Raw genomic sequence first — 9,606 nt, forward strand, 5'->3', positions numbered from 1 at the left:
CTCGGAAGGCAGGGCGGTGCCCGTCACCCGGTGAAGAGGTCGATGCCGTATCGCTGGATCCTGCGATATATCGTCGAGCGGGACATGCCGAGTGCCGCAGCCGCATGGACCTTGTCACCGTCGTTGGCCTCGAGCGCGTCGATGATGGCGTCTCGCTCCAACGACTCCAGTGGAGACAGCAGGCGGCGTCCGACCTTGCGGTACTGCGAGGGTAGATGCTCCGGTCGGATGACCTCACCGTCACAGGAGAGTGCTGCCCGGCGGAGACAGTCTCGGAGCTCCGCCACGTTGCCGGGCCACCGGCCCCGAGCCAGGATCCTCAGCGTCTCGTCCGCGCAACGAAGGCGCCTGGCTGCGGGAATCCGCCCGGTGAGATGGACGGCCAGCTCCTCGATGTCGCTCACGCGTTCCCGGAGCACGGGGAGCCGTACCTCGGCGCCGAAGTGGTGAGACATGTCCTCCGGAAGCTGCGCCGAACTACATGTCGCTGCGACACGGACCAACCCTCGTTCGGCACGGACCCCGTCGAGCCAGCGGCTCACCTCGCGTCGTCGGTTCCACGGGACCTCGTCGAGGTGCGCGAGGATCAGGCTGGAGGGCTCGAGCCCGTCGTCGCTCGGTTCGCCGAGGTGGGAGGGCAGAACGGTCGCCGGGTCTCGCATGTCCAGCAGCGTGCTGAAACGGCCGGGGGCGAGACGTCGATGAAGAGCCTTCGCGAGGTGGGTCTTACCGATCCCGTGCTCGCCCGTCAGGAGCAGCCCCCCGTCCGAGCCGAACGCCGAGAGGGCCTCGGCGACGCGGTTGCGCCAGACGGGGCTGGACCCGACGACGTCGGGAAGCGGCGTGGAGGGGACGTGGGGTTCCGTGCGTCGCACCACCGTGGGCGGGTTGATGTGGACGACGAGGATGTAGCCCCCGACCTGATCCCTCTTGTCCTTGACCGGGGTGATCGACACATGGGCGGGCGTGCCGCCCGACAAGGCCACGGTCGCTGATCTCGCACGCCCGGAGCGCAACCGGTCGCCCACGAGGGCCACGATGGCCTCGTGGTCCGACGGCGTCAGGCTCAGCCGTGCGGTTTCGTTGATCATCGTGACGTCGGTACTCACGGCGAGGACCGGGAGGTTCGTCGATCGGCAGGCGACCTGGTAGTGGGCGAGCAGGGCGAGCTCGCGTTCACAGGAGGCTGTGAGGAGCTCCTGGGAGATGGAGCGGGCGGTCTGCGCGACGAGTGCGGGCAGCCAGCGGTCGGAGTGCACGTTTCGGCAGGTCAGGTCGAGCAGCCCCACCGGCTCCTCCGTCAGGGGATGCACGATGGGGGCGCCGAAGCAGGCCAGGTCGTTCAGACCCTCCGAGTAGTGCTCGCTCCCGAGAACGTAGAGGGGGTGTCCGAGGACCAGCGCCGTGCCGATGCCATTGGTCCCGACCTCGTCCTCGGCGTAGGTGAAGCCGGGCGCGAGGCGGATCTCGTCGAGCTTGCGAAGCAGCCCGCGGTCGCTCGACGTCCGCGACACGACCGTCCCGGCCGCGTCGGTCAACACGATGCTCACCGGAGACGCCGCGAGCTGGCTGCTCAGCTGCCGCAGCGCGGGGCTCGCGCACTGCATGAGGGGAGTACCGAGATCGGGGTCACCGGCATACCGCACGTCGACGCGATCGATGCTGAGCTCGGCGAGCTGCGAGCGTCGCCAGGACGTGAGGATCTGGTCGCGCACAGCCGTCGTCGCCACGGACGCCTCCGAGAGGAACTCCGCGCGCGCATGAGCGACCGCGTGCTCGTCCACGGTCTGCAACGGTGACGTCATCGTCTCCTTCTCCATCCATCACGGCTGAGAGCCGGCAGCGAGGCAATTGTGCGCGCTTCGCCGGGGGCGGTGCCACAACCGCGTCTCACGCGTCCCAGGATTGAGACACCGCTCGCCGCTCGCGTCGTGTGTGATTCAGCGCACCGGAGAACTGGCCCGGTAGCGACACGACGACGACCCGCGGCCCGAACGCCGGGCTCGAGGACCGGGCCCCGGAGACGACGACGCGGACCCATCGCGACCGACCGTACGACCCAGGAGGTCAAGACGTGAGCCGGCAGAGTATGAGCAAGGCGCACAAGAAGATCACTGAGCTTTCGTGGGAGCCGACCTTCGCGACCCCCGCGAAGCGCTTCGGAACGGACTACACGTTCGACAACGCTCCCAAGAAGGACCCGCTCAAGCAGATCCTGCGCTCCTACTTCCCGATGGAGGAGGAGAAGGACAGCCGGGTCTTCGGAGCCATGGACGGCGCCATCCGGGGCAACATGTTCCGCCAGGTGCAGGAGCGGTGGATGGAGTGGCAGAAGCTCTTCCTGTCCATCATCCCCTTCCCGGAGATCTCGGCGGCCAGGGCGATGCCGATGGCCATCGACGCCGTCCCGAACCCGGAGATCCACAACGGGCTCGCGGTTCAGATGATCGACGAGGTGCGGCACTCGACGATCCAGATGAACCTCAAGCGGCTGTACATGAACCACTACATCGACCCGGCCGGCTTCGACATGACCGAGAAGGCCTTCGCGAACAACTACGCGGGCACGATCGGTCGCCAGTTCGGCGAGGGCTTCATCACCGGCGACGCGATCACCGCGGCCAACATCTACCTCACGGTGGTGGCCGAGACCGCGTTCACCAACACCCTGTTCGTCGCGATGCCCAGCGAGGCGGCCGCCAACGGCGACTACCTGCTGCCGACGGTCTTCCACTCGGTCCAGTCCGACGAGTCGCGGCACATCTCCAACGGCTACTCCATCCTGCTGATGGCGCTGGCCGACGAGGACAACCGGGTGCTGCTCGAGCGGGACCTCCGTTACGCGTGGTGGAACAACCATTGCGTCGTCGACGCGGCGATCGGCACGTTCATCGAGTACGGCAGCAAGGACCGCCGCAAGGACCGCGACTCGTACGCGGAGATGTGGCAGCGGTGGATCTACGACGACTACTACCGCAGCTACCTGATCCCGCTCGAGAAGTACGGTCTGACGATCCCGCACGACCTCGTCGAGAAGTCGTGGGAGCGGATCAACAACGGCTTCTACGTCCACCGCGTCGCGCAGTTCTTCGCGACCGGCTGGCCGGTGAACTACTGGCGCATCGACCCGATGACCGACACCGACTTCGAGTGGTTCGAGCACAAGTACCCGGGTTGGTACAACCAGTTCGGCAAGTGGTGGGAGGCCTACGCCCGGTTGAGCAAGCCGAACGGCCACAAGCCCATCGCGTTCGAGGACGTGCAGTACCAGTACCCGCACCGGTGCTGGACCTGCATGGTGCCCTGCCTCATCCGTGAGGACATGGTCACCGACAAGGTGGACGACCAGTGGCGTACCTACTGCTCGGAGACCTGTCACTGGACCGACGCCGTCGCGTTCCGGCCGGAGTACGAGGGTCGGGCCACCCCGAACATGGGGCGGCTGACCGGCAAGCGCGAGTGGGAGTCGCTGCACCACGGTCGGGACCTCGCCGACATCGTCACCGACCTCGGCTACATCCGTGACGACGGCAAGACCCTCATCCCGCAGCCGCACCTGGACCTTTCGGACCCGAAGAAGCTGTGGACGATCGACAAGCTCCGGGGCATCGAGTTCCAGAGCCCGAACGTGCTGCTGAACGAGATGACCGATGCCGAGCGCGAGGCCCACATCGCCGAGTACAAGGCCAATCCGAATGTGACCACCTCGGTCGCCTGATCCCTGTGGGCGCGGCGTGACCGGAGCCCCTCGGTGTGCATGTCGCGGTGTGCACCGCGAGGCCCACCGGTCACGCCGCACCCGCTCCACTCACGGTGAGGAGCAAGCACCATGGCCGACGAACACGTCGTCCGGTTCGAGCCGGTCGGGATCGAGATCAAGGCGGCTGAGGACGAGACCGTCCTCGACGCGGCGTTCCGGCAGGGGATCTCCCTGATGCACGGGTGCCGTGAGGGTCAGTGCTCCGCCTGCAAGGCGTTCGTGCTGGACGGTGACGTGCAGATGGGACGCTATTCGACCTTCGCCCTCGCCGACTACGAGAGCGACGAGGGCTACATCCTGATGTGCCGTGCCCACGCGTACGGCGATCTGGAGATCGAGCTCGAGAACTACGACGAGGACATGATCAGGTCGGGCCTGCCGGTCGTGACGGCGCAGACCACGATCGCCTCGGTCACCGAGCTGACCCACGACATCGTGCACGTCAGACTGGCGCTCGACGAGCCGTCAGCCTTCCGGTTCCACCCGGGCCAGTACATCGACATCGCGGTGCCGGGTACCGACGTGTCCAGGTCCTTCTCGATGGCCTGTGCGAACCAGGCCGACGGGATCCTCGATCTCATCATCAAGAAGTACCCCGGGGGCCTGTTCTCCGAGAAGCTGGCCAACGAGCTGAAGGTCGGCGACGCGCTCACGGTGACCGGGCCGTACGGCGCGTTCACCCTGCGCGTCTCCTCGGACCGGCGGTTGGTGTTCGTCGCGGGCGGGGCCGGGATGTCCGCGCTGCTGGCGCTCCTGCGCCAGATGGCGGACAGCGGGAGCGACCGTGAGGTCGTGTACTACTACGGCGCCCGCAACGAGGCCGACCTGATCATGACGACGGAGATCGCCGCCTTGGCGGAGGCGCTCCCGAACCTCACCTACGTGCCGTGTCTGTCGGAGAGCTGGCCGGAAGACTGGCCTGCGACCTTTCCCGGTGGCGCGACGGGCCTGGTCACCGAGGTGCTGCGCGAGCGCGAGCCGAACCTGCGCGCGTGCGACGTCTACCTCTGCGGACCGCCTCCGATGATCGACGCCGCCCTGCCGGTGCTCGAGGGTCTGGGTGTGCCCACGGACCAGGTCTTCTACGACAAGTTCACGATCACGGCCGCGGCGGACTAGCCGCCGCGGGTCCCTGTCCCGAGTCACAACGACGCCGAAGAGGAGTGCTCGATGGCGAGCCCCACCACGGAGCGCAGCTTCCCGAAGCCCGAATTCACGGGTGCCGAAGCCGGGTTGCTCGACTTCCCCAGCTCCAAGAGCCGTACCTACAACTACTTCACTCCCGCCAAGCTGCGGGCCACCATGTACGAGGACGTCACCGTGGACGTCCAGCCCGATCCGGACCGCCACCTGACCCAGGGCTGGATCTACGGCTTCGGGGACGGCCCCGGGGGCTACCCCAAGGAGTGGACCGAGTTGCGCTCGGCGAACTGGCACGCCTTCCTCGACCCCAATGAGGAGTGGGAGCAGACGATCTTCCGGAACAACTCGAACATCGTCCGGCAGATCCAGCTGAACCTCGCGAACGCGAAGAAGGCGAACGCCTACGCCGGCTGGAGTGCGGGCTGGGTCCGGTTCGTGGAGAAGCACATCGGCGCGTGGATGCACGCCGAGCACGGTCTGGGCATGCACGTGTTCATGTCCGAGCAGCGGTCGGCTCCCACCAACATGATCAACAACGCGATCGCGGTCAACAGCACCCACAAGCTGCGCTTCGCGCAGGACCTGGCTCTGTACAACCTGGACCTGACGGAGTCCATCGACGGCTTCGACGGAACGGTGCACCGTTCGGCCTGGCACTCCGACCCGGTGTGGCAGGGCGTGCGGGAGAACGTGGAGCGGCTCACCGCCATCGGCGACTGGGCGGAGTCGCTGTTCGCCACCAACGTGGTCTTCGAGCCGCTGGTCGGCGTGCTGTTCCGCAGCGGGCTGGTCATGCAGATCGCCGCCCGCAACGGGGACTATGTCACCCCGACGCTGGTCGGTGCCGGTGAGAACGACTACGACCGGGACCACCGCTACACCCGTGCCCTGTTCAGCCTGCTCACGAAGGACCCGGAGCACGGCGAGCACAACAAGCGTGTCCTGGGCGAGTGGCTCGAGCGCTGGGTCCCCGTCAGCGTCCGTGCGGCCCAAGAGCTGCAGCCGATCTGGTCGCAGCCCCACGAGAAGGTCCTGACCTTCGCCGACTCCTGGAGCGCGGCGGTCGACGCCTTCCGTGAGTTCCTGACCGACCTCGACCTCCCCGAGCCCAAGGAGCTGTCCGCGTGACCAGCACCCAGAAGCCCCGGTTCGGCGCCGACACCGGCTCGTCGAACATGTGCGGCGTCACCCTGATGAACAACCAGATCGGCTACATCGTCGCCGACATCCTGCGCGGCAAGGACGGGGTCACGGTCGAGGAGTTCCCCTCGATGATCCGGGTCGACGCGCAGAACGTCCTGGTCTTCGACTTCGACGAGATCACCGGAATCATCGGCGAGGAGTTCGACCAGACGGACTTCGAGGAGATCATGTCCACCCACTACGGGCGCATGGTCCACTTCGATGACCGGACGATGTTGTTCGCGAACCCCGAGGACGCGGCCGAGTACATCGACTTCGATCTGCGACCCGTCGAGTGACGAGCCCGTCCTGACGAGCCGGCGCCGCCCCGTGTCCGAGCGGGGCGGTGCGGCCCCAGGGCCTCCGGCCCATCCCTGTCCCTGCGGAACCGAGGTCCAGCGAGATGCCCATCGACGGCGCCCCCAGCCGACACAGCAGGTCCTGCCTGGGGGAGGGGGTCCACACCTCCACGAGCACCGAGGACAGCGGGCGAGCGCTGATCCGTGCACTGGTGTGGGGCGCCTTGGAGACGGTGCACGACCCCGAGCTCGACGAGCCGGTCGCCGAGCTCGGGTTCGTCACCGAGATCGTGGTCCGCGAGCTCATGCCCGGGCCCTACGGCGTGGTGCTCGTCCGTCTCCGGCTGCCGACGCGGTTCTGCGCATCGGCGTCGGCGACGGTCATGGTCGCTGATGTCGCGGACGCGGTTCGGGCGATACCCGAGATCCTCGAGGCCGAGATCCGCCTGGAGGATCACGTCGCGGCGGACGAGATCAATCGCCGGGTCGGCTCGCCGAGCCGACCCGGCAGCGCCTCCGCTGCCCGGGACGACGAGCTCGCGGAGTTGCGTCGGGCGGTGGAGGAGCAAGCCCACCTGGCCTGTCTCGCCCGCGCATGCGAGCGCCTGCTCGCGGAGGGATGGACGATCGACCGCCTGGCCGAGGCTCGGGTGGGCGATCTGCCGGAGGACGCGGGCGCCCGGCTCCTGCGCCGACGTGACGTCCTGGGGCTGTCCCCGGATCCCGGCGCGCTGTTGCTCGTCGATGCGGGAGACGCCTCGTCCGAGCACCACCACATTCGGACTCTGCAGCGCGCCCGGGCCGTTCGGACGGGCCACGAGCACAACGCGGCTCTGTGCCGAACCCTCCAGACCCGACGGGACGCGGTCCAGCCGACCTGACGCGCGCCACGCGACACATGGCATGAAGCAGACACCGTTCACGAGAGGACCAGCACGATGGCCAAGGACCTGCGCTTCAACGTCGAAGCCCGGCAACTGCTCAAGACCGGGGTCGACGCCCTGGCCAACGCGGTACGAGTCACCCTCGGCCCCAAGGGCCGCAACGCGGTGATCGAGAAGCTCACCGGCGCTCCGACGATCACCAACGACGGGGTGACCATCGCGCGGGAGATCCAGCTGCGGGACCCGTTCGCCAACATGGGCGCCCAGCTGGTCAAGGAAGTCGCCATGAAGACGAACGGCGTCGCGGGCGACGGCACCACGACGGCGACCGTCCTGGCTCAGGCGCTCGTGCACCAGGGCCTGCTCGCCGTCGAGCAGGGTGCCAACCCGATGGTCCTGCGGCGCGGCATCGAGGACGCCGTGGAGGCGGTCGTCGAGGAGCTGAGGGCGGGCGCCCGCACCGTGGAGGGCGAAGCGGAGCTGCAGCGCGTGGCCACGCTTGCCGCCAACGACCCACGCATCGGCAAGGTCATCGCGGCGGCGATGGCACGCGTCGGGCAGGAAGGGATCGTCACGGTCGAGGAGTCCGCCCGTCTCGGGATGGACGTCCATTTCGTCGACGGGCTGGTCTGGGACCACGGCTACGTGTCGGCCTACATGGCCACCGACACCGACCGGATGGAGACCGTCTTCCAGGATCCGTACATCCTGCTCACCAACGAGAAGATCTCACAGGTCCAGGACCTGATGCCGGTCCTGGAGAAGGTACGGCCCACCGGGTCGCCGCTCGTGGTGGTCGCCGAGAACATGGACGGGCCCGCCCTGGGGATGCTGGTGGCGAACAACGTCCACGACACGTTCCGCTCGGTCGTGGTGCGCGCCCCGGGCTTCGGGCACCGTCGTCTCGCGCAGCTCAACGACGTGGCGGCCGTCGTCGGCGGCAAGGTGATCACGGGAGAGGCCGGGTTGAACCTCAGCGGCGTCACACTCGAGCACCTCGGCCGGTGCAGCCGGATCACCGTCACCGAGAACGAGACCACCATCGTCGGCGGAGCCGGAACGGCCGAAGGCGTCTCACGGCGGATCGAGCAGCTGAAGAAGGAGTTCGAGCGGGCTCAGAACGAGCAGGACCAGGACTTCCTGCAGGAGCGCATCGCCCGCCTCTCCGGCAGCGTGGCGGTCATCGAGGTCGGCGCCGCGACGGGGGTGGAGCTCAAGGAGAAGCAGCACCGCGTCGAGGACTCCCTGGCCGCGACCCGGGCCGCCATCGACGAGGGCGTGGTCGTGGGAGGGGGCGCCGCACTGCTTCGGGCGCGGCGCGTGCTCCGGACGTTGGACCTCGACGGTGACGCCGCGGAGGGCGCCGCAATCGTCTCGCGCGCCCTCGTGGAGCCGGCCCGGTGGATCGTGACGAACGCAGGCTACGAGCCGCAGGACGTCCTCACCGCCCTGGCCGACCTGCCCGCCGAGCAGGGCTTCGACGCGGCCACGGGCCGCTACGTCGACCTGTTCGAGGCGGGGATCATCGACCCGCTGAAGGTCACCCGCTCCGCCCTGCAGAGCGCGGCGTCGATCGCGGCGCTGCTCCTCACCACCGAGACCCTGCTCGTCGAGGAGGTGCTGCACAACCCCGGCGCGATCGTCGACCCGGAGTTCGGTGACCTGGCCGAGGGCATGGTGCGCCCCTCCAACATCTACTGACACCCGGACCGCCCCGGACCCCTCGCTCGCCGGGTCCCGGGGAGCGGCGGGACCGGCTCTCGCGGATCGTGCTCCGCGAGGGCCGGTCCTGCACCCGCGCACCGCACACCCATCACAAGTGAGATCCGGCGAGGCCCCGCCGGGCAGCCCGGCTGCCCCTGGTCGCCGGTACCGACGGACAGGAGACAACGGTGTACTCGAAGGACGGGCAGGACTACTTCATCGTCGACGCCCACGTCGCGCTGTGGGACGCGCGAGCGGAGAATCAGCGCAACATCCACGGCAAGCAGTTCATCGACTGCTTCTACGACTACCACCGCAACCTCAGCCCGGAGTCCGAGGTCTGGCCCTACGAGGACTACCTCTACCAGGGCGGTGACCGGCTGATGCACGATCTGTTCGAGGTCGGTCACGTGGACCACGCGATCTTCCAGCCCGCGGCGCTGGGCGAGTTCTACGTGAACGGGTTCGGGCAGACCGAGGAGGCGTCGGCGCTGGCGAAGGCGCACCCGGACAAGCTCACCTACAACCACTGCTGGGACCCGCGCTTGGGCGAGCAGGGGCTGCGGCAGCTGCGTGAGGACGCGAAGCGGTTCGGGCTCAGGGGCTGCAAGCTCTACACTGCGGAGTGGCACGG

8 protein-coding genes are annotated in these 9,606 nt (G+C 68.1%); 7 read left to right on the forward strand and 1 reads right to left on the reverse strand.

All coding sequences use genetic code 11. From position 1 onward, the window contains the following. Positions 1 to 23 precede the first annotated feature (23 nt). Complete coding sequence (locus BLS43_RS22885) at positions 24 to 1,805, reverse strand: sigma-54-dependent Fis family transcriptional regulator (protein WP_176921487.1); 1,782 nt, start codon at positions 1,803 to 1,805, stop codon at positions 24 to 26. 284 nt (positions 1,806 to 2,089) lie between these two features. On the opposite strand from BLS43_RS22885, the gene BLS43_RS22890 reads away from it, so the two are divergent. The 7 genes from BLS43_RS22890 to BLS43_RS22920 form a co-directional block, all read left to right on the forward strand. After that, positions 2,090 to 3,718, forward strand: a complete 1,629-nt coding sequence (locus tag BLS43_RS22890; protein ID WP_218129962.1) for a ferritin family protein — start codon at positions 2,090 to 2,092, stop codon at positions 3,716 to 3,718. 111 nt (positions 3,719 to 3,829) lie between these two features. Beyond that, positions 3,830 to 4,879, forward strand: a complete 1,050-nt coding sequence (locus BLS43_RS22895; protein ID WP_093088659.1) for an FAD-binding oxidoreductase — start codon at positions 3,830 to 3,832, stop codon at positions 4,877 to 4,879. 51 nt (positions 4,880 to 4,930) lie between these two features. Next, positions 4,931 to 6,031 (forward strand): aromatic/alkene monooxygenase hydroxylase subunit beta, encoded by a 1,101-nt coding sequence (locus BLS43_RS22900; protein WP_093088660.1) that lies wholly within the window; start codon positions 4,931 to 4,933, stop codon positions 6,029 to 6,031. Continuing rightward, positions 6,028 to 6,384, forward strand: a complete 357-nt coding sequence (mimD, locus tag BLS43_RS22905; RefSeq protein ID WP_237197651.1) for a propane 2-monooxygenase effector subunit MimD — start codon at positions 6,028 to 6,030, stop codon at positions 6,382 to 6,384. The genes BLS43_RS22900 and mimD overlap by 4 nt, the downstream gene beginning before the upstream one ends. 104 nt (positions 6,385 to 6,488) lie before the next feature. Then, complete coding sequence (locus BLS43_RS22910) at positions 6,489 to 7,265, forward strand: iron-sulfur cluster assembly protein (protein ID WP_143030176.1); 777 nt, start codon at positions 6,489 to 6,491, stop codon at positions 7,263 to 7,265. Between the two features lie 57 nt (positions 7,266 to 7,322). Further along, the gene (groL, locus tag BLS43_RS22915; RefSeq protein WP_093088662.1) at positions 7,323 to 8,969 is read left to right on the forward strand and encodes a chaperonin GroEL; all 1,647 of its coding nucleotides are present in this window, start codon (positions 7,323 to 7,325) and stop codon (positions 8,967 to 8,969) included. Between the two features lie 191 nt (positions 8,970 to 9,160). Continuing rightward, positions 9,161 to 9,606, forward strand: a 446-nt coding sequence (locus BLS43_RS22920; protein ID WP_176921488.1) for an amidohydrolase family protein, incomplete at its 3' end; no start/stop codon positions are given.

This window comes from Pseudonocardia oroxyli (assembly GCF_900102195.1).
Classification (GTDB): Bacteria; Actinomycetota; Actinomycetes; order Mycobacteriales; family Pseudonocardiaceae; genus Pseudonocardia; species Pseudonocardia oroxyli.